Genomic DNA, 20,055 nt, shown 5'->3' with positions numbered 1-20,055 from the left:
CTCTGGCTCTGGCTCTGGCTCTGGCTCTGGCTCTGGCTCTGGCTCTGGCTCTGGCTCTGGCTCTGGCTCTGGCTCTGGCTCTGGCTCTGGCTCTGGCTCTGGCTCTGGCTCTGGCTCTGGCTCTGCGATTTTGCTTGCCAGTTGTCCCAGTTGCTCAATCAATGCCTCGTTGGAGTCGGTCGCCAAGCCGGCGGCGACCTGATCCATCAGGTTGATCAGCTGCTCATGCCCTTCATGGACAATTTCAAAGAAATCCTGGTCCGGCGTAAGCTGGTGATCGGCCACAGCGCTGTAAACGTCGTTCAGCGCCGCCGCGAGGTCGGCAACATCGGTGAGGCCGGCATCCGCCGCACCCTGGTTCAGCTGGGCCAGCTCCCGGCGCAGGGTATCCACGGAGGAGCGTTGCTCGGGGTTCCGGGACCACTCTTCGAGGATGTCTTCGGCATCCATGACGATGTCCAGGCCTTCGCCGAGGAACAGCTGCACCAGACGGGCAGAATCCTGGCTCTGGGCTGGCTCGGCATCGGCCTGCGGTTGGGTCAGCAGGGTCTGGCGCGTGAGGCGGTCCAGCCTTGCCAGGAAATCGTCCGTGCCATCCAGCGGTGCCTGTGGGTCATCGTACAGTTGCGCCAGGCCGCGGGTCAGGAATTCACGGGCTTCGCCAATCAGTCCCAGTACCTGCTGGTCAGCCCGCTTGTTTTGCGCCCGAGCCTCTTTGACGAAGTGTTCCAGCGGCGTGATGACGGTCGCAATGGGCTTGATGCCGGCGGTGTTGGCGCTGCCCTTGAGGGTGTGCAGCGCCCGGGACAGGCTGTCGGTGTAGGCCACGGAGTGGCGGTCGCCGGCCTGCTCCAGATACTCATCGATGGTCTGCAGGTGCGTTTCGGTCTCGTTTTCGAAGATCTCCAGCAGCACTGGATCAAGCTCTTCCTCCACCTCCGGGAGCGAGCCGGTGGACGCGCTAGTGGCCTCCTGGGACGGGACGCTTTCCGTCTCTGGCTCGGGCATCAGGGTGGCGTCCGGAATTTCGCCATTGGCAAGGGCGTTGGCCCGGGCTTCCAGACTGGAGGTATCCAGGCGCGGTGCCGTGCGTTTCTCGAAGTCCTCGACCAGCCCCGGAACGTTCTCGGTAACCTCTTCCAGAAGGCGGGCAATGTCATCGTTCATGAAGATGCTGCCGTCAATCACGCGGTTCAGCATGTTCTCGACGGACCAGGCCAGCTCACCGATAACATTGGCGCCAACCATGCGGCCACTGCCCTTGAGGGTGTGGAAGGCGCGGCGTACTTCGGTCAATGCGCTGCGGTCGTCATGGTGCCGCAGGAGCATTGGCAGGTACTCGCGAATGGTTTCCAGTACCTCACCCGCTTCTTCGATAAAGATTTCCAGGATCTCATCATCGATCAGGTCGTCATGATCAGCAGATGCATCACCTGTTTCCTGCTCCTGTGCCGGCTCAGTGGTGGCCTGGGGCTCAGGTTCGGGCTCGTATTCGGTTTCTGATTCGGTGTCCGGTTCCGCGTCTGGGAAATCGTCCGTTTCGTGGACGGATGCGGCCGATGTTTCCTGTCCGGCGGTGGCTTCAGCCGTCTCGGTTTGCAGTGTCTCGGCGGTCTCGGTCTTGCGGGTGGTGGCCAGCGCCTCGGCACGGGCAATCAGGGCCTCAACGTCGCCGTTGGCTTCGCCGTGGCGGAACTCCTGAATCAGCGAGGGAATGCGTTCGTTCACCTCGTCGATCAGGCTGAACATGTCGTCCGTGGGTTTGACGGTCTGGTCGATCACCCGGTTGAGCAGGTTTTCCACTGACCAGGCCAGCTCACCGATGCTGCTGGCGCCCACCAGGCGGCCGCTGCCCTTGAGCGTGTGGAACGCCCGACGGACTTCGGTCAGGGCCGTGCTGTCGTCGTGGTTCTGGCGCAGCTGCGGGTAGTACTGGTTGATGGTTTCCAGCACTTCTCCGGCTTCCTCGACAAAGATCTCCAGAATCTCGTCATCCAGAAGTTCCGCGTCCGAACCGGAGGTGTCCTTTGAGGCGTCGGTTTCGCTCGGGGCTTCTACCGGGGCCTCGGTCTCCGAGGTTTCCGGTTGCGGCTGTTCTTCCGCTTGAGTGTCTGTCCAGGTGGGCTCCTGGCCCACCGGGAAGCCCAGGTTCTCCAGGCTTTCTTCGGCCACATGCAGGATGGCGTCGTTGTTGCTGATGCCCTCGGCCAGGCGTTCCAGGTAATACTCGATACTGGTGATGGCGTCGGCCAGGGTGTCCAGCTGTTTCCAGTCCGGCACCTGTTTGCTGCCCAGCAGCACGTCGGTGACGTAGCGCTCTGCGGCGGCCAGCATGTCCGCCACCCGGGGCAGTGGCACCAGGCTGAGGCCGCCACGAATGCTGTAGAGCAGGCCTGGAACGTGGTCAATCTCACGGGTGTCCCACTGGGAGGCAATGAAATTGACGATGGAGGATTTAACCTGCTCCAGCGTGTTGCGCGATTCCCGAACCAGGGCTTCACTGGCCTCGGTCAGTTCACGGGCACTCAGGTTGACCGGCTCGTTATCGTCGCCGTCCTGGCCCTGTTCGGGATGCCGGTCCTTGTCCAGGCCGGCCAGGCTGGCTTCGACGTAGAGCAGGGCACCGGCAATGTCCATGAGCGTGCCATCGTCGACGGTGTCGGCCTGGGCTGACAGGCGCTCCAGCAGTTCGACTTGTTCACTGACCACCTTGCGGGGTGTGCCCAGGCCAATCACGCCCAGGGTGTTGGCCACCTGGCGCAGGGACGGAAGCAGTTCTTCCAGTTCGCTGTTTTGCCGGGTTTCTGCCCGCACGAACAGGTCCAACTGATCTTTCAGCCGGGCCAGTTCTTCGTCCAGCGCGGTGACCACGGAGTGGATGGCGTCCCGGCCCGGACCGGATACCCGGGTGCGGGCATGATCAACGTCGTCTTCCGAGGGCAAAGCCTCATCGAGCTGATAGGCATCCCGCAGGGCTCGTACCTGTGGGGTGTCCAGGTCGCGTGCCCGGGCTACGTAGTAAAGGAGGTGCTTGAACAGGGCTTCGGGTACCGGCTGCGCCAGAGCATCGGAGTTGTCGGCCATCAGCAGCCGGATTTCAGCATCCAGCTCCCGGAGCAGGGATTTAACCGCTGTGTTGATCGGGTTGGCGTGGGCCTGGAGGGTTTCGACAAAGGCGCCTGCCGCCTTCCACAGTTCGCCCCTGGGGGTTTTCCGACAAAGCCGGGCCAGGCGCTCCACCACTTTCTGCATGTAATCGAAGTGGGTGTTCAGGTCCGCCTCACGCACCACACCGGCCAGGGCGAACTGATACATCTGACGCAATTTGCGCAGGTGTCCGGCGACTTTGGGGTCTTGCAGGCGAGCAGAGGCACCGGCGTCCGCCGGCTGTTGGGCCGGGGAAAGGTCGGGCTTGAACAGCGAGGTGTCCGACAGCAGATTGGCGCCACGGGCGGCGCGCAGGTCGTTGAGCAACGGCAGCAGAACCAGCGGGAAATCGTCGCCGCTGGAGTCCAGGTGCTCCAGGTACTGGGGCAACTGAAGCACACCCTGCATCAGTACTTCGATGGCTTCGTCAGCGTTGGCGACCTGGCCATTAAGCACCGCCTGGGTAAGCGCTTCCATTTCCTCGGTGAGCAACGCAGCACCGTCGAGCTCTACCATCTGCAGGGTGCCATGCACCTGATGGAGGTAGTTCAGGCAGAAGCGCAGGCGCGCGGTGTCGTCGCGGTTTTCGACGTACGCTTCAAGTGCATGCTGACTCTGGGTCAGCGTGTCTTGTATTTCTCCCCGAACCCAGTCGAGGGCGATACTGTCATGGTGATTGCCCATAACCACTCCGGTTATTCGTCGTTGCTCTGGCGTTTGGTCCACGCCAGCACATGTTCCGAGGGGACCCGCTGAAGGCTCGGGTGTTGCCAGTCGGTCAACTCTCCCTGGCCAAGCACCAGCAGCCCGCCCGGTGCCAGATACCCCGCAAGTTTTCTGACGATTTCCCGCCGGCGCCAACGACGGAAATAGATCAAAAGGTTCTGGCAAAAAATAATGTTCACGCCCTGCATGGGAACCCTGTCGAGGTTCAGCACGTTCAGTCTGGCGAAGCAGACCCGTTCACGCAGGCTATCGACTATGTCGACGGTGTTCCGTTCTGCCGGCCGGAAGTACCTGGCCCGCAAATCTTCGTCCATGCCCTGGAGGCTGCGCGCACTGAAACGCCCTTTCTGCGCCTTGATCAGTGCCGGTTGGCTGATGTCGGAGCCGGTAACGCCGAACAGAGGCTGCAGGCCAAGCTGGCTCATGCATTCGTTCAGTGTGATGGCCAGGGTGTAAGGCTCCTCTCCGGTGGAGCAACCCACGCTCCAGGCTTCCAGGGGGCCTTTCCGAAACCGTTCGCGGGGCCGGGTCAGCACATAATCCGCGACTAACCGGAAGGCATCGGGATCCCGGAAAAAGCGGGTTTCCTGAACCGTCAACCGGTCAACCAGTACGCTCCATTCGCGAATGGCCTCAGGGCCGGAAACAATGTGCTCGTAATAATCCTGGTAACTGCTGAAACCAATCTCCCGCATGCGGATGCTCAGGTTGGTTTCCAGGAACGAGCGGCGTTCCTCGCTCAGGGTTATACCGGTCCGGTGTTCCAGCAGTTTCTGCCACTGCTGGAACTGGGCCGCATCCATATCCGGAAGGCGGCGCATGGACCACAGACCTTCGGCAGGTGACAGTTGTTTGTGCATTGGCGCCATAGACCGTCATCAGCCCCGGTCCGGTGATCAGCCGACCACCGGAACCTCGTTGTCTTCTTCCTCTTCCTGGTTCGCAAGGTCTTCTTCCGGCAGTTTGAAGCCGGCAACCGACGAACGCAGCTCGGAAGCCATCTCGGCCAGGTTACCGATGGACTTGGCGGTCGCATTGGTACCGGAGGAAGTCTGCGAGGTGATTTCCTGGATGACGTTCATGGTGTTGGAAATGTGCGACGCAGACGACGACTGCTGACGGGCCGCGTTGGAGATGTTCTGGATCAGTTCCGCCAGACTGGTGGATACGTTCTCGATTTCTTCCAGGGCGATACCAGCATCCTGGGCCAGACGGGCACCGCGGACCACCTCGGCGGTGGTGTGTTCCATGGAGATAACCGCTTCGTTGGTATCGGACTGGATCGTCTTAACCAGGGCTTCAATCTGCTTGGTTGCCGCGGAGGAACGTTCCGCCAGGCGCTGAACTTCGTCCGCAACCACCGCGAAGCCCCGGCCAGCGTCACCGGCCATGGAGGCCTGGATCGCCGCGTTCAGGGACAGGATGTTGGTTTGGTCGGCGATGTCGTTGATCAGGGAAACGATGTCACCGATTTCCTGGGAAGATTCACCCAGACGCTTGATCCGTTTGGAGGTTTCCTGGATCTGCTCACGGATGTTGTCCATGCCGCGGATGGTGTTCTGTACCACTTCCGCGCCTTTCTTCGCGATCGCAACCGACCGCTCCGCTACCGCAGAGGATTCGGCGGCGTTCGAGGATACCTGGTCGATGGAGACGGCCATCTCGTTAACCGCAGCGGAAGCGCCGGCAATTTCCTGGGCCTGGTGCTCGGAGGCATCGGCCAGGTGCATGGCGGTGGATTGGGTTTCCTGTGCCGCACCGGAGACTCGAACGGCGGTGGCACGAATGGACTGTACCAGGCTGCGCATCTGGTCGATCGCGAAGTTGATGGAGTCAGCGATGGCACCGGTGAAGTCCTCGGTTACCGTGGCCTCGGCAGTCAGGTCACCGTCCGCCAGGTCAGCCAGTTCGTCCAGCAGTCGCAGGATCGCGTTCTGGTTCTGTTCGTTCTGGGACTGGGTGGCGGCCAGGCGGGCCTGGGCTTCGCGGTACAGGGTCAGGCCGATGAAGATAACAATGGCCACCATGATGGCCAGGATGGCAAAGGCCAGGGTCGGGCTCAGCAACCGGGTTTCGGACTGGACCGTGAACTGATTGGCCAGATCGGACAGCTGGCTCAGCAGAACTTCCGAGTTCTGGAAGATTTCGCCGGCGGCGTTACGCACCCTGAAGAGGTCGGGAGAAGCTTCAAGGATGGCGTTAACGTTCTGGGAAACAAACTGGAACAGCTCGGAAACCGATTCCAGTGCGGCGATGGCGTCCTGGTCGGTTACCTGGGGAATGCCCATGGCTTCGTTGCCGTTGAGCTGGCCGTCCAGTACGCGGCCGAACAGGGCGGCGTCGCGACCGAAACGGTCGGCGGCGATAACCGCGTCTTCATCACCGGACAGTACCGCGTTGACCGAGCGCAGGATCCGCTCTGCCAGCAGTGACTGACGCTGGGCCAGGGCGATCTGGTCACGGGGAGCCTGGTTGTCCAGCAGGATCTGCACGATGTCTTCGTACTCCACCTGCAGCTGCGGAATGGTTTCGTTGAGCGTCTGGGCTACACCGTGCAGGTCCAGAACGCCGGTACGGGTTTCCAGAATGTCGTCGGCGTTCTGACGAACGTCTTTCCAGCTGCTCTGGACGCCGCTTTCCTGAGCAAGATCACTGGGTGGTAGGCCGGTGTCCGGGTTACCCTGGCTGACATCGGTCCACAGTTTCTGGAACTCGTCCCGGGAGCGACGCAACTGCCCGAAAGCCGACTCGGTACCACCGGCCGCTTCCGTTGCGTTTTTCGCAATCTCCTGGGAGAGCACTCGCATTTCTGCGGTACTGGCGATGTATTCCTGGTCGTTCTGGCTGTTCTGGTTGATCATGAACAGCACAACAACGAGCAGGACGGTCAGTGCAATCAGCGCAGCGATCAGGCCGGCAACCAGCTTGTTGCCTCCCTGTCCCTTACTGAATCTTCCGGCTCTGCTTTTCATTTTCTGGCTCCCGGCCTTTGTTCTCAAAATGACAAGTTGTTATAGCGGGGTTCAGGTGTCACGGTGGGCTTGCGCCGGTTTCACCACCCTTACCACTGTGCAACATCAAGAAAGCGCTCGTCGGCAATCAGATCCGCCGCCGAAAACACGTTCCAGATTTCCTCATTGCGTTCGTAGCTTCCTTTTACGAATGGCCGAACGCTGTCGGGCGACCTTCCCGGGTCATCCCTGAAACTCTCTGCCGCAAAATACTGCATGCCCAGTACCGTATCGACCACCAGGCCGCTGAAGACGTCGTCCTGTTCAACCACCAGCACCCGGCGTTCCCGGAAATTACGCGAAGAACGCGCAAGCCCGAAGAAGTTGGCCAGGTCAACCAGTGGGAGCAGGCGCCCCCGGACATTGGCGGCGCCCATCATGAACGGCTGAACACCAGGAATGTGCGTGAACCGGGGCACGTGCAGAATCTCGGTAACTTCACCCATGGGAGCTACATAGCGCTCGCCCGCGAGGATGAAACCGATGCCATTCCAGAGTTCAACAGCTTCCTGCTGTTCAGGCAGGCCGGCGGCCATTGCCCGGTTACGGTTAGCAATGTCCGTCAGTATGGAAAACGGAGTGGTGTTGCCAGACATGGCGGCTCCATGCTCGGGCATCAGGCAATCAGGTTGCTAATGGTCTTGATCAGGTCGTCTTCATCAACGGGCTTGACCAGATAACCTTTGGCGCCTTGACGGGTGCCCCACACGCGATCTGTTTCCTGATCCTTGGTGGTCACGATGATCACGGGAATCGAGGCTGTTTCCGGTGCCCGGGTCAGCTGGCGGGTCGCCTGGAAGCCGTTGAGGCCGGGCATGACAACGTCCATCAGAACCAGATCCGGTGTTTCAGCGCGGGCTTTGGCAACGCCGTCGGCACCGTTGTCAGCGGTCAGCACTTCGTGCTGGTGCTTTTCCAGAATGCTGGAGATTTTCTTAACTTCGGTAGGAGAGTCGTCAACAATCAGAATGCGGGCCATGTTTTCCTCGATGGTTCTTGGTGTCAGCAGGGTTACTGTTCAGCCTGTGGCATATACTGGCGGATGGTATTGAGCAATTCATCCTTACTGAACGGTTTGGTCAGGTACTGATCTGAGCCTACGATTCGGCCTTTGGCCTTGTCGAACAAGCCGTCCTTGCTGGAAAGCATGATTACTGGCGTGTTCTTGAAGGAAGAGTTGTTCTTGATCAGCGCGCAGGTTTGATAGCCGTCCAGGCGTGGCATCATGATGTCCACGAATATGATGTTCGGCTGAGTGTCTGCAATCTTCGCCAGAGCGTCAAAGCCATCGGTGGCGGTGATGACCTCGCAGCCGACTTTCTTGAGAAGGGTTTCTGCGGTGCGACGAATGGTTTTGCTGTCGTCAATCACCATAATCTTCAGATTTTCGAAGTTGTCATCCATTGTCCAACTGCCTTGCGCTCCAGCGACTGTCGTAAGTTGCATCCCGGGTTTTAACACAAACCTTCTGGTTGTTCTATAAACCCTGCTCAGTTAAATGGCTATCAATGGTCGTATACGATTAGTCCGTGTCCGGACGAATTGTACCTGCCTTTACCATCGCGAAAATTGATCTGGCCACTTCTCCGAATGCATTTCTGCTTCGGGTACAATACTATTTGGTGTCCAAGCATAGCAGCTAATGCCCGGCTCACTCTGCGTACCGGTTCGTGTTTTTGCTGGAGCTTTCAACCCCAATATTCAGGAGACGCTATGACCATCCGGCTCGGTATCGTGATGGATCCCATCGAGGATATCCATTTCAAGAAAGACAGCTCACTGGCCATGTTGTTGGCGGCCCAGAAGCGTGGCTGGGAAATCGAGTATATGGAATTGGCGGACATGTACCTGGATGGTGGTCGCGCCATGGCGCACACCCACACCCTGACGGTGCATAACGATCCGGAAAACTGGTTCCACTTTGGCCCCCACCAGGAGCGGGCACTGGGTGACCTGGATGTGATTCTGATGCGCAAGGACCCTCCGGTGGACCGGGAATTTCTGATGGCCACCTTTATTCTGGAGGCCGCCGAGCAGCAGGGTGCACTGGTGGTGAATCCGGCAGCGACCCTACGGGATTGCAACGAAAAGCTGTTTGCCACCCAGTTTGAAGACCTGACACCGCCGCTGTTGGTCACCCGTTCAACCCAGCGTTTCAAGGATTTCTACGCCAAGCACGGTGACGTCATCATGAAGCCGGTGGATGGCATGGGCGGTCGGTCGATCTTCCGGGTCCGGGAGAACGATTCCAACCTGGGCGTGATCATTGAAACCCTGACCAACTATGGCGCGCACCAGGCGATGGCCCAGAAATTCATTCCTGAGATCTCCGACGGCGACAAACGAATTTTGCTGATCGAGGGCGAACCTGTGCCCTATGCCCTTGCACGGATTCCGTCCCAGGGAGAGAATCGCGGCAATCTGGCGGCTGGCGGTCGTGGTGAGGGGCGCGAGCTGACCAAGCGCGACCGGGAAATCTGTGCCCGTGTGGCGCCGGTGATCAAGGAGAAAGGGCTGATGTTCGTTGGTCTGGATGTGATTGGCGATTACCTCACCGAAATTAATGTCACCAGCCCTACCTGTATTCGTGAACTGGATGCCGCCTTTGGTATCGATATTTCCGATATGCTGATGGAGGCAATCGTCCGCCGACTGGAGGCGCGTTGAAGCAAGTGACCGTGGCTAATCGAACACACACCAGGGAAGGGTAATGGCAGCGCAGGTAACGGATTTCGACAGATTTTCCTTCACGCTGTTCATGGCGCTGGCGTTGCACGCCATTTTGGCGTTGGGCCTTACCTTTGCGCCGGAGGAGCCGCCGGCGTCTGCCCAGACCATGGAAATCACCCTGTCGCAGTATGATGACGAACAGGCGCCGGAAGAGGCGGATTTCCTGGCCCAAACCAATCAGCAGGGCAGTGGTACCACGGAAGAGAAAGTTGAAATGACCTCGCCTCAGCCGGCAGACATGCCGCAGCCGAAGGTGGCGCAGGTCCAGCCGCAGCCGCAAACCACCACCGAGCCGCAGCCACAGCAGGCGCGTGCGGTTGTCCAGACCCGGAGTGATGCCAGCCGGCAGGTTCAGGAGCCGCGGGAGCAGACCGAGCCGAAGCCGGAACCCCTGCCACGTGCTGAAAAGAAAAGCCTGATGGAGCGCAGCCTGGAGATCGCCTCACTGGAGGCGCGTCTTGCTGACCAGCAGCAGGCCTATGCCCGGCGGCCCCGGGTGAAGCGGGTGACCGCGGTTTCCACTTTGCAGTCGAACAATGCCTGGTACGTGCAGAACTGGGTCGACAAAGTCACCCGCGTGGGCAACCTGAATTATCCCAGTCAGGCCCGTCGTGCCGGCATCTATGGCGACCTGCGCTTGCTGGTGTCCCTGAAGAAGGATGGCAGCATTCGCGAGGTGGCGATACTGCAATCCTCCGGCAGTTCCGTGCTGGATGACGCGGCCATCCAGATCGTGCGGATGGCGGCTCCTTTCGCGCCCTTCCCCGAGGACATGCGTGAGCAGTTTGATGTGCTGGAAATCATCCGTACCTGGTCATTCCAGCAGCGGGGGCTGTCCGCCGGATGACTGCCAGCCGTCGTATTCTCGCCTTTGATTTTGGTACTCGCCGTATTGGTGTGGCCACCGGACAGGAAATGCTCGGAACCGGCCAGCCGGTGGCCATGATTCCGGCCCGGGATGGCATTCCCGATTGGCAGGACATTGAGCAACTGTTGGCTGAGTGGCAGCCGGATGTCGTCCTGGTGGGGTTGCCGCTGAATATGGACGACACCGAAAACGACATGTGCGCCCGAGCCCGAAAGTTCGGCAAACGCCTGCATGGCCGGTATCATGTCCCGGTAGAGATGGTGGACGAACGGCTGACCAGTTTTGAGGCCAAGGGCGATGTGATGGCCGCCGGTGGCAGTCGGGACTTTGGCCGTCACGGCGTGGACGACCGTGCGGCTGTATTAATTCTGGAAACCTGGTGCCGGGAACAATCCGGCTGACCTGAAAAACGAGGTTTGAATGACCGCTTTGTTTGATATCAACCAGTTGCTGGATGAAATGGAAGCCGGCCTGCGTCGGACCCTCGAGCAGCGTGGCGTGACCGATCCCGCCCTGATAGGCATCCGCACCGGCGGTGTCTGGCTGGCGGATGTCCTGGGCAAGCGTCTGGGCATCGAGACGCCTTTCGGCGAACTCGACATCTCGTTTTACCGGGACGATTTCAGTCGCATTGGCCTGAACCCGAAGGTGAAGCCCTCCAGCCTGCCGTTCGATACCGAAGGGCGCGACATCCTGCTGATTGATGATGTGATTATGAGCGGGCGCACCATTCGGGCCGCCATGAATGAAATTTTCGATTATGGGCGTCCTGCCAGTATCATACTGGCCACGCTGGTCGATCTGGGGTCCCGGGAATTGCCGGTCCAGCCGGATGTGGTCGGCCAGGTTCTTGAGTTGGGTGCCCACCAGCGCGTGAAGCTGCGGGGCCCAGAGCCTCTGCGCATTGAGCTTCAGGAATCCGGACAGTCATAACTCCAACAGAAAAACAGGCGTGCCATGACCGCGAATGATCATTCCCCGAATCACCTGCAGCTGACCCGGGGCGGTCAGTTGCGGCATTTCCTCACTCTGGACGGCCTCAGCCGCGAACTGCTTACCGATATTCTGGACACCGCCGACTCCTTCATTGAGGTGGGCACCCGCAGCATCAAGAAAGTCCCCCTGCTGCGCGGCCGCACGGTGGTGAACCTGTTCTTCGAGCCCAGCACCCGCACCCGAAGCACCTTCGAGCTGGCCGCCAAGCGGCTCTCTGCAGACGTACTGAACCTGGATATTTCCACTTCGGCCACCTCCAAGGGCGAATCCCTGTCCGACACCTTGCTGAACCTGGAAGCGATGGCCAGTGACATGTTCGTGGTGCGTCACTCCCAGAGTGGGGCTCCGCACTTCATCGCCGAGAGCGTCACGCCGGGCGTGGCCATCATCAACGCCGGCGACGGCCGCCACTCGCACCCCACCCAGGCGATGCTCGATATGCTGACCATTCGTCAGAACAAGGGTGGTTTTGAAGGCCTGAAAGTGGCCATTGTGGGTGACGTGCTGCATTCCCGCGTGGCCCGCTCCCAGATTCGCGCCCTGAACGAGCTGGGTGTTGAGGAAGTCCGGGTAATTGCCCCGGGCACTTTGTTGCCCCGGGATGTGGAGAGTCTGGGTTGCACCGTGGAATACGACATGGAACGGGGCATGAAAGACCTGGATGTGGTAATCATGCTGCGCCTGCAGAACGAACGTATGGAAGGCGCCTTGTTGCCCAGCGAAAGAGAGTTTTTCCGCCTCTACGGCCTGACCGAAGACAAGCTGGCACTGGCGAAGCCAGACTGCATTGTCATGCATCCGGGGCCCATCAACCGTGGGGTGGAAATTGAGTCCTCGGTGGCCGACGGTCCGCAATCGGTGATTCTGAGTCAGGTCACCAACGGTATCGCGATCCGGATGGCGGTAATGTCCATGGCCATGGGCGGACAGATGTCAGAGCGGCAACAGGCACAGACGGAAAACGAGGGGAGCCGGGCATGAGTGATATGAATTCAATGGCAGGCGGCAGTCTCCGAATTACTGGAGGAACCCTGTTCGATGGCCAAATCGAACGGGATAACCCGGGTCTGCTGATTGCGGACGGCCGGGTGGCCATCTTGGGAGCCAGTGCCCTTGAAGCCTCGGCTGATCGCACGCTCGATGCCAGCGGTTGTGTGATTACACCGGGCTTCGTTGATCTGTGCTGCAACCTGCGCGAACCGGGGAACGGACAGAAAGGCAACATTGCTTCGGAAACCCTGGCGGCTGCCCACGGCGGTTTTACCACCGTGTGCGCCTCGCCGGAAACCTCGCCGGTTAATGATTCCGGTGCGGTGACTCATCTGATACGCGAAGCCGCTGCCTCTCGCGGCGTGGTGCGCGTACTGCCGGTGGGCGCCGTGACGCGGGGCCTGAAGGGTGAACTGCTCAGTGACATGGCGGGCCTGCAGAAGGCGGGCTGTAAATTGCTGGGTAACGGTTCCCATACCGTTGGCAACGCACGAATTCTCAGACGGTGCATGGCGTACGCCGAGACCTTCGGTTTAACGGTGATGTTCAGCCCCGAAAACCAGGCCCTGGCGGCCGATGGTTATGCTCATGACGGACAGGTCACCACCCGCCTGGGGCTGCTGGGTATTCCCGAGGTGGCGGAAACCGCAGCTGTGGCGGAAATGCTGCTGTTGGCGGAAGAGACCGGCGTGAAGCTGCACCTGAGCCAGTTGTCCTGCGCCAGGAGTGTGGAAATGCTTGAGCGGGCCCGCAAGCAGGGTGTGCCGGTGACCGCCGATGTGGCCATGCATCAGTTGGTGTTCACGGAGGAAGCCCTGGCCGGTTTTGACAGCCGCTTCCACGTGCAGCCGCCGCTACGATCAGAAGCCGACCGCCAGGCGTTGCTGGCGGGCGTGGAGCAGGGATTGATTGAAGCCATCGTCAGTCAGCACCAGCCTCACGATTCCGCCGCCAAGCAGGCACCGTTGCCGGCCACCGAGCCGGGACTGTCGAGTATTGAGAGCGTTCTGTCGCTGGGACTGGAACTGGTGGCGCGGGGCGAGTTATCCCGGGTAAGGCTGCTTCAGGCGCTGACCACGGGGCCTTCGGCGATCCTGCAGGAAAGTGGCGCGCTGGTGGAAGGTGCGGTTGCTGACCTGTGCGTATTCGATCCCGAGCAGACCTGGCAGCCCTCGGCGAAGGCATTGATGTCGGTGGGTAAGCACGCACCAGTGCTGGACCGACCGTTGCGGGGCCGGGTGGAGCGTACGCTGGTTCAGGGCCAGGAAGTCTGGCCGGCCAGCTCGGCCCCTTCGCTCTGAGAATAAAAAAGGCCCGCGGTTGCGGGCCTTTTTGCGTCAGCTTACGGCGTCCTTAAGGCCCTTGCCAGCCTTAAAGCCCACCGTCTTGCTGGCGGGAATCTGGATGGCGGCGCCGGTCTGGGGGTTGCGCCCCTGGCGGGCTTCCCGTTTGCGGACGCTGAACGTACCGAAGCCGATCAGGCTGGTGTCTTCACCTCGGGCCGCAGCGGCGGATACCTGGTCGGTGAAGGCGTTGATCACCTCGCCCGCTTTCTCTTTGCTCAGGCCGGCTTTGTCGGCAATCTCGGCAGCAAGTTCGGGTTTGCGCATGAGTCTCTCCTGTGTGCGTTTGCTTTTATCGTTGTTGAAGCATCAGGCCGTCAGCCTGATAAGGCGACGGTAGATGCAATCTTTACTGCTGAAGCACTCAATATGCAAATAAAAAAAGCGCCGTGCTGTGACGCAGGGCGCTTTTTTTGTGGTTGGTGAGGCTCAGCCGAGCTTCGGTCCGGCCTCGACGATGGCGTCCGCCACGTCGAATTTCTTGAAGTTTTCCACGAACTGGCTGATCAGCTCTTCGGCCTTGCCGTCGTAGTAGTCCGGGCTTACCCAGGTCTTGCGCGGGTTCAGCAGCTCGGTATCCACGCCGGGCACGTGCTTGGGTACGTCCAGGTTCAGGGCGTCCAGGTGCTCGGTTTCGACGTCGTCCAGGTCGCCGTTCTGGATCGCGGCGATGATGGCGCGGGTGGTCGGGATGCTGAAGCGCTTGCCTTCACCGTAGGGTCCACCGGTCCAGCCGGTGTTCACCAGGAACACCTTGCTGTTGAACTCATCCACGCGCTTCATCAGCAGCTCGGCATAAACGCCAGCCGGGCGCGGGAAGAAAGGTGCGCCGAAGCAGGTGGAGAAGGTGGACTTCAGCTTGGAGGAAGAACCCATCTCGGTGGAGCCTACCAGGGCGGTGTAACCGCTCAGGAAGTGGTAGGCGGCCGCTTCACGGCTCAGGATGGACACAGGCGGCAGAACACCAGTCATGTCGCAGGTCAGGAAGATGATGTGCGACGGCTCACCGGCACGGTTTTCCTCGACACGCTTCTCAACGTGCTCCAGCGGGTAGGCGCAACGGGAGTTTTCGGTCAGTGAGGTGTCGGTGTAGTCGGGAACACGGGTGTCCGGGTCGATCACCACGTTTTCCACAATGGCGCCAAAACGGATGGCATCCCAGATGATCGGCTCGTTCTTGCGGCTCAGATCGATGCACTTGGCGTAGCAGCCGCCTTCGATGTTGAATACGGTGCCTGGGCCCCAGCCGTGCTCGTCATCACCGATCAGGTAGCGGTGGGGATCGGCCGACAGGGTGGTCTTGCCGGTGCCGGACAGGCCGAAGAACAGGCAGGTCTCGCCGGTCTCGCTGACGTTGGCGGAACAGTGCATGGGCAGCACGTCTTTTTCCGGCAGCAGGAAGTTCTGAACCGAGAACATGGCTTTTTTCATCTCGCCGGCGTAGTGCATACCGGCCAGCAGAACTTTGCGCTTGGCAAAGTTGATCATCACGGTGCCGTTCGAGTTGGTGCCGTCACGCTCGGGAACACACTCGAAGTTGGCGGCGTTGAGGATCTGCCATTCCTGTTTGTCAGAGGGGTTGTAGCTTTCCGGGCGGATAAACAGGTTTTGACCGAACAGGTTCTGCCAGGCGGTTTCGGTGGTCATTTTCACCGGCAGGTAGTGCTCGGGATCGGAACCGACGTGGACGTGAGAAACAAACGAATCCTGTTCAGCGATATAGGCTTCAACCCGGTCCCAGAGTGCGTCGAACTTGTCGGCGTCAAACGGGCGGTTGATCGAGCCCCAGTGGATATCGTCAGAGGTGCTGGGCTCCTCGACGATGTAGCGGTCCATGGGAGACCGGCCGGTGCGATCACCGGTGGTAACCACCAGGGAACCGTTGGAAGCCAGCTGGCCTTCGTTACGTGCCAGAGCCTGCTCGACCAGTTGTGCTGTACTCAGATCAGTATAAGTGTTGCTCACTTCGACCTCGCCCTCGGGATGTCTACAGGATTGCCCAGCCCCGTCGCCCCGAATTCTGACGGAAATCTGAACAATCGGATCAATTCAGGCGCGCTATTATGCCAGACGCGCCAGTAAAAAACGACAGCCCCGGAAGCCGCGCCAGCAGCGACTTCCGGGCCACTTAGTGAAAGTACTTAGTGTAACGTATGTCCGGTGAAAAGATGATCAATGTCGTTTCTATCGAAGCGATAGTTTGCGTGGCAGAACTGGCAGTCCATGTTGATGCTGCCCTGTTCATCCAGAATGCTGTAACACTCCTCCCGCCCAATGGATTCCAGCGCGGCGAGGGTGCGTTCCCGGGAGCAGCTGCAATGGAAGGCGACCGGCTCCGGGTCAAACAGGCGCACGGTTTCCTCGTGGAACAGGCGGTGTAGCAGGGTTTCGCTGTCCAGCTCCAGCATTTCTTCGGCCTGGACCGTGGCGGCCAGGTGTTCCACCCGGTTCCACAGGTCGTCATCTTCTTCGGTATGGCCGGGCAGGCGCTGCAGCAGCAGGCCGGCGGCCTTCTCGCCGTCCGCAAACAGGAACAGCCGGGTGGCGATCTGCTCGGAGCGCTCGAAATATTCCTCCAGGCAGCCAGCGAGGGTGTCCGCTTCACGGGGCACCACGCCCTGGTAACGGTGGCCTTGGTCGGGCGTGATGGTGATGGCCATGCGGCTTTCGCCCAGCAATTCGTGCAGCGTTTTTTCTCCGGTAATGGCGCCGTCTTCAAAGCGGGCGATGCCGCGGATGTGCCGGTTGTGGGTGCTTTCGGCCAACAGAGTGGTCATGGGGCCATTGCCAGCTGCCTGCAGCGACAGGGAGCCGTTGAACTTCAGGGTGCTGCTCAAAAGCACACTGGCCGCCAGGGATTCGCCCAGCAGTTGGCGCACGGAATCCGGGTAGGGGGCCTGGCTGGTGATGGTCTGGTAGCTGTCGGCCAGTTGCACCCAGGCACCCCGAACCTGGCTGTGTTCAAAAAGGAAGCGTTGGAATTGATCGCGGGATGCCATGTGTTCTCCTGATTCAAAGGCCATTCTGTTCACGGAATCGCCGGATGTCCCGGCGGGCTTTCTTGGTGGGGCGGCGTGCCGGCGGCAGTTGCGCGGCTTGCATGGTCTTGCGCTGCCAGGCCAGTTCTTCGCGCCGCTTCATGCTGTCTTCGGTCTCATGGTAGAGCTTCTGGGCTTCGGGCGCGCCCCGGCGCTTGTCGCTGAGGGCGTCTACAATCACCACTTTTTCCTGCCAGCCCAGTCTCAAGGTGAGCTTGGCACCGGTTTCCACCACTTTGCCGGGTTTACTCCGCTGGCCATTGTAATGCACCTTGCCGCCTTCAATGGCTTCCTTGGCCAGTGAACGGGTCTTGTAGAACCGGGCGGCCCAGAGCCATTTGTCGAGTCGGATTTTCGGATCGTTGTTATCTGCCATGGGCTCTTACCGGATGCCCTGCAGGGCGGGCAGTACTTCGTCGAAATGGTGGATGCCAGGGATGTCCGCATGAGGTTCCCGGGCCGGCTGCTGGCTGTCCGGTGCCAGAATCGCCAGGCACTGGCTGATACCGGCGTCCCGTGCGCTTTCCAGCACCGGGAAGCTGTCATCCACCATCAGGGTGGTTTCATGCCGGTAGGGGGTGCCTTTAGCCAGCGCCTGCCAGAACTCGCGATCTTCCTTGGGTTTGTCCAGATCGTGACTGGATACAATGCTGTCGACGTACCGGTTCAGGCCGGTGCGCTCAAGCTTCAGCGCCAGTGGGTCGGGGTGACAGTTGGTGACGATCACGGAATGCAGGCCGGCCTTGCGCAGGGCGTTAAGGAACGCTGGTACGTGAGGGCGGTAACCGATGCGATCACCCACTTCGGCTTTCAACTGGGTGATGTTCAGGGACAGCCGCTCGCTCCAGTAATCGGTGCAGTACCAGTTCAGGGAGCCGCGTTCGGCCATGATCATGGGCACCAGGGTGTCCTTGGCCTGTTGCGGGTGCAGATTGTTGTGCTCGGCGTAGCGCTTGGGCAGATGTTCGAGCCAGAAATGGGTATCGAAGTGCAGATCTAGCAGTGTACCGTCCATGTCCAGAAACACGGTGTCCAGCGTTGACCAATCAACCATAAGCAAAAAGCAGCCTGAAAAATTTTGCTTCAGGCTGCCTCAGATTCGCGGCGCTGGCAAGCCGGGATAGTACGGATCCCGGTTTCGGCTCAGTCTTCTGACGGCGTGACCGGTGAATGCTTGTAGCCCGTGCGCGTGCAACCCAGGCAACGCACAAAGGTTGCCTTGGCCGGTTCCAGGAACAGCACCCGGCCGGCTTCCTTGGCGTTGCCTCCCATGGCAGCAAAGGGCACCGATACGACATAAACGGCGCCGCCAACAACGGTGGTGGCAAACAGGAGCGGGCGCAGCAACAGTGCGTCTGTGGTCATTGCCAGGGCCGATGGGGTTTCGTCCACGGCCTGTGCATGGCCGGCTGATGAAAAGGCCAGCAGGCAGGCGGCCATGGTGGCGATCAGAATGTGGGAAATCTTGCGGGTCATGTTCAGTCTCTCCTTGTCCTGCGTTAACTATGAATCATATTGTCTCAATTTCAAACGGTTTTTCGCCGGGCTGCCATCACGAATTGGGCCAAAACGGGGTGTGGTTCACTGTTTTCTCGTGTTGGCGCTTCTTGTTCAACGTTGGCATCGGGGGCAGTACACGGTGCTGCGATTGTTCATGCGGATTTCCTTCAGGGTAGTCCGGCATTCGGGGCAGGGCTGTCCGCCACGGCCGTACACCAAGAGTGACTGGGCAAAATAGCCCGGCTTGCCGTCACTGTTCACAAAGTCCCGCAGAGTGGTGCCACCCATCAGGATAGCGGCCATGAGGGTTTCGCGAATGGCCTCGGCCAGTTTGTGGTAGCGGTCCAGGCTAATCCTTCCGGCTTTTCGTTTCGGGTGGATGCCGGCGTTGAACAGGGCCTCGTTGGCGTAGATGTTGCCCGCACCCACCACCACGTGGTTGTCCATGATGAAGGATTTCACCGGCGTCTGTTTCTGACGGGACAAGCGGTACAGCCAGCCGCCGTTGAACTCGTTGGACAGTGGCTCAGGGCCGAGGTTTCGGATCAGGGGATGGGTGGCCGTTTTCTCGGTCCAGAGCCAGCAGCCAAATCGCCGGGGGTCATTGAAGCGAAGGGTCCGGCCATTACCCAGTACCAGTTCCACGTGGTCGTGTTTCATGGCCGGCGTATCGTCGGTGATCACCCTCAAGCTGCCGGACATGCCCAGGTGAATGATCACGGTGCCGGTGTCCAGGTTCAGGAACAGGTACTTGGCCCGGCGTTCCACGGAGCGGATGATCCGGCCCTCGAGTTGCTGCGGAAGATCGTCTGGCACGGGCCAGCGCAGGCTGGCGTTGTGTACCGCCACGCGGGTGATGATCTGGTCCTCGCAGTGCGGGGCTATGCCCTGGCGGGTGGTTTCAACTTCGGGTAATTCCGGCACCGGGCCTCCAGGGATTAGTCGTCTTGATCGGATGGGGTCTGTTGTTCGGCAAGGTTGCGGAACAGCTTGTAGGTGACCTGACCCGCGGTTTTCTGTCGATGCAGGTGCCAGTCGGCGGGCGTCGCAAACGAAGCCAGTTCACTCTCGTGTTCCACATACACCCAGCCGCCGGGCTTGAGCCATTGTTGGCTGTCAATCAGCGGCAGCAGGCGCTCCAGCCAGCCTTGGCGGAAGGGCGGGTCCATGAAAATGATGTCAAAGGGTGGCCGGTTCCGGTGTGTCAGGTATTGGGTTACGTCCCTACATACGACCTCGCCGTTGCTGGCCTTTAGCAGTTGCAGGTTGGCTTTCAGGGCGCCGGCCAGGGCCGGAGTGTGATCCACCAGCGTCGCGCTGCCGGCCCCTCGGGACAGGGCTTCCAGACCCAAGGCGCCGGAACCGGCAAACAGGTCAAGGCAGTCGCGCCCGGCCAGGTGAAAATTCAGCCAGTTAAACAGGGTTTCGCGAGTCCGGGCGGGGCTGGGGCGCACGCCACCGGCATCGGGGAAGCGCAGCTTTCGGCTGCGCCAGTCGCCGCCGATGATGCGCAATTCCCCTTCGGTGCCCTGGCTGCGCTTGCCTCTGGGGCCCGGTTTCTGGTGTGCGGGTTTGCCTCGCGCCATGCAAATGCTCCGGGATTCTGAACGATCTGTGAATGAGGGTAATGGTACCGGAAAGCGCCAGGCAGTCGATAATAGGGAAGGCCCTCACTTAGCGCGGCCAGTCTGCTAGAATGTCGTGCT

20 protein-coding genes are annotated in these 20,055 nt (G+C 60.3%); 6 read left to right on the top strand and 14 right to left on the bottom strand.

Annotation, left to right across the window (positions count from 1 at the left end; all coding sequences use genetic code 11):
• From BY454_RS07150 to pilG, 6 genes are all read right to left on the bottom strand, one after another.
• On the bottom strand, nt 1-3,831 hold a 3,831-nt coding region (locus BY454_RS07150), incomplete at its 3' end, for an Hpt domain-containing protein (protein ID WP_181049783.1).
• An 11-nt stretch (nt 3,832-3,842) separates the two neighbouring features.
• Nucleotides 3,843-4,742 carry a CheR family methyltransferase gene (locus tag BY454_RS07145; RefSeq protein ID WP_104415436.1) on the bottom strand — a complete coding sequence of 300 codons (900 nt, stop codon included), beginning with the start codon at nt 4,740-4,742 and terminating at the stop codon, nt 3,843-3,845.
• A gap of 27 nt (nt 4,743-4,769) precedes the next feature.
• Entirely contained in the window at nt 4,770-6,845 is a 2,076-nt protein-coding gene (locus BY454_RS07140; RefSeq protein ID WP_104415437.1) for a methyl-accepting chemotaxis protein, read from the bottom strand.
• 89 nt (nt 6,846-6,934) lie between these two features.
• Complete coding sequence (locus tag BY454_RS07135; RefSeq protein ID WP_104415438.1) at nt 6,935-7,480, bottom strand: chemotaxis protein CheW; 546 nt, start codon at nt 7,478-7,480, stop codon at nt 6,935-6,937.
• 20 nt (nt 7,481-7,500) lie between these two features.
• Nucleotides 7,501-7,863 (bottom strand): twitching motility response regulator PilH, encoded by a 363-nt coding sequence (gene pilH / locus BY454_RS07130; RefSeq protein WP_104415439.1) that lies wholly within the window; start codon nt 7,861-7,863, stop codon nt 7,501-7,503.
• 32 nt (nt 7,864-7,895) lie between these two features.
• Entirely contained in the window at nt 7,896-8,288 is a 393-nt protein-coding gene (gene pilG, locus BY454_RS07125) for a twitching motility response regulator PilG (protein ID WP_104415440.1), read from the bottom strand.
• A gap of 309 nt (nt 8,289-8,597) precedes the next feature.
• Here pilG and gshB point away from each other — a divergent pair, with 309 nt between their 5' ends.
• The 6 genes from gshB to BY454_RS07095 are packed head-to-tail and all read left to right on the top strand — an operon-like array spanning nt 8,598 to nt 13,769.
• Nucleotides 8,598-9,551, top strand: coding sequence for a glutathione synthase (gene gshB, locus BY454_RS07120; RefSeq protein WP_104415441.1), 954 nt, complete (start codon nt 8,598-8,600; stop codon nt 9,549-9,551).
• 43 nt (nt 9,552-9,594) lie between these two features.
• A complete protein-coding gene (locus BY454_RS07115; RefSeq protein WP_104415442.1) occupies nt 9,595-10,461 on the top strand; it encodes an energy transducer TonB in 867 nt (288 codons plus the stop codon).
• Nucleotides 10,458-10,883 (top strand): Holliday junction resolvase RuvX, encoded by a 426-nt coding sequence (gene ruvX, locus BY454_RS07110; RefSeq protein ID WP_104415443.1) that lies wholly within the window; start codon nt 10,458-10,460, stop codon nt 10,881-10,883. The genes BY454_RS07115 and ruvX overlap by 4 nt, the downstream gene beginning before the upstream one ends.
• A 19-nt stretch (nt 10,884-10,902) precedes the next feature.
• Nucleotides 10,903-11,415 carry a bifunctional pyr operon transcriptional regulator/uracil phosphoribosyltransferase PyrR gene (gene pyrR / locus BY454_RS07105; protein ID WP_104415444.1) on the top strand — a complete coding sequence of 171 codons (513 nt, stop codon included), beginning with the start codon at nt 10,903-10,905 and terminating at the stop codon, nt 11,413-11,415.
• Between the two features lie 24 nt (nt 11,416-11,439).
• Nucleotides 11,440-12,459 (top strand): aspartate carbamoyltransferase catalytic subunit, encoded by a 1,020-nt coding sequence (locus BY454_RS07100; RefSeq protein ID WP_104415445.1) that lies wholly within the window; start codon nt 11,440-11,442, stop codon nt 12,457-12,459.
• Complete coding sequence (locus BY454_RS07095) at nt 12,456-13,769, top strand: dihydroorotase (protein WP_104415446.1); 1,314 nt, start codon at nt 12,456-12,458, stop codon at nt 13,767-13,769. Before BY454_RS07100 ends, BY454_RS07095 begins: the two co-directional genes overlap by 4 nt.
• Nucleotides 13,770-13,805: 36 nt before the next feature.
• Here the strand turns inward: BY454_RS07095 and BY454_RS07090 are convergent, their stop codons facing one another.
• From BY454_RS07090 to rsmD, 8 genes are all read right to left on the bottom strand, one after another.
• Complete coding sequence (locus BY454_RS07090; RefSeq protein WP_104415447.1) at nt 13,806-14,078, bottom strand: HU family DNA-binding protein; 273 nt, start codon at nt 14,076-14,078, stop codon at nt 13,806-13,808.
• 162 nt (nt 14,079-14,240) lie between these two features.
• Nucleotides 14,241-15,776: a phosphoenolpyruvate carboxykinase gene (locus BY454_RS07085; RefSeq protein ID WP_104415448.1), complete on the bottom strand. Its 1,536-nt coding sequence runs from the start codon at nt 15,774-15,776 to the stop codon at nt 14,241-14,243.
• Nucleotides 15,777-15,952: 176 nt separating this feature from the next.
• The gene (gene hslO, locus BY454_RS07080; RefSeq protein WP_104415449.1) at nt 15,953-16,810 is read right to left on the bottom strand and encodes an Hsp33 family molecular chaperone HslO; all 858 of its coding nucleotides are present in this window, start codon (nt 16,808-16,810) and stop codon (nt 15,953-15,955) included.
• A 13-nt stretch (nt 16,811-16,823) separates the two neighbouring features.
• Entirely contained in the window at nt 16,824-17,225 is a 402-nt protein-coding gene (gene hslR / locus BY454_RS07075) for a ribosome-associated heat shock protein Hsp15 (RefSeq protein ID WP_104415450.1), read from the bottom strand.
• Between the two features lie 6 nt (nt 17,226-17,231).
• A complete protein-coding gene (gene yrfG, locus BY454_RS07070) occupies nt 17,232-17,903 on the bottom strand; it encodes a GMP/IMP nucleotidase (protein WP_104415451.1) in 672 nt (223 codons plus the stop codon).
• An 89-nt stretch (nt 17,904-17,992) separates the two neighbouring features.
• Nucleotides 17,993-18,325, bottom strand: coding sequence for a hypothetical protein (locus tag BY454_RS07065; RefSeq protein ID WP_104415452.1), 333 nt, complete (start codon nt 18,323-18,325; stop codon nt 17,993-17,995).
• Between the two features lie 135 nt (nt 18,326-18,460).
• Complete coding sequence (gene mutM / locus BY454_RS07060) at nt 18,461-19,273, bottom strand: bifunctional DNA-formamidopyrimidine glycosylase/DNA-(apurinic or apyrimidinic site) lyase (RefSeq protein WP_104415453.1); 813 nt, start codon at nt 19,271-19,273, stop codon at nt 18,461-18,463.
• Between the two features lie 14 nt (nt 19,274-19,287).
• On the bottom strand, nt 19,288-19,935 hold the full coding sequence (rsmD, locus tag BY454_RS07055; protein ID WP_104415454.1) for a 16S rRNA (guanine(966)-N(2))-methyltransferase RsmD: 648 nt from the start codon (nt 19,933-19,935) through the stop codon (nt 19,288-19,290).
• Nucleotides 19,936-20,055: the final 120 nt, after the last annotated feature.

Origin of the sequence: Marinobacter persicus (genome assembly GCF_002934325.1) — a bacterium.
In the GTDB taxonomy this organism is placed as follows: domain Bacteria; phylum Pseudomonadota; class Gammaproteobacteria; order Pseudomonadales; family Oleiphilaceae; genus Marinobacter; species Marinobacter persicus_A.
The sequence above is the reverse complement of the archived record's forward strand: the minus strand, read 5'-3'. Positions and strand labels throughout refer to the sequence as shown.